The organism is Pantoea sp. SIMBA_079 (assembly GCF_046940275.1).
Classification (GTDB): Bacteria; Pseudomonadota; Gammaproteobacteria; order Enterobacterales; family Enterobacteriaceae; genus Pantoea; species Pantoea borealis.
On record NZ_JAWRYR010000237.1, the window covers coordinates 1 to 276 of the forward strand.

Genomic DNA, 276 nt, shown 5'->3' on the forward strand with positions numbered 1-276 from the left:
GGATAGCTTTCGCCAATAAGGAAGGCACGGAAAACCTCCAAAACTTGTTTCGCCATAAACCATTCATCGGATCGCATTGCAATATCTCCCGCGCGAAAGGAAAGTATGGTGCCGTCAGGACGAACAGGACTTGGCTTATCGTGAAAAGCACGATACCGCCGCTGAGTCGCTGCATCGTATCGCTCGATCATGCAAGAAACACCGCCTCCGGCAATCTGCACATAATTCCCGTCGTCGTCGGTCAACGATGCGTACGATGACGGACCATAGCTTCTG

General features: G+C 51.8%; 1 protein-coding gene. It reads right to left on the bottom strand.

Going from position 1 to position 276, the window contains the following annotated elements:
- Positions 1–245 (bottom strand): hypothetical protein (locus SB719_RS19855; RefSeq protein WP_412159692.1); only part of this gene is annotated, 245 nt, incomplete at its 3' end.
- Positions 246–276 lie beyond the last annotated feature (31 nt).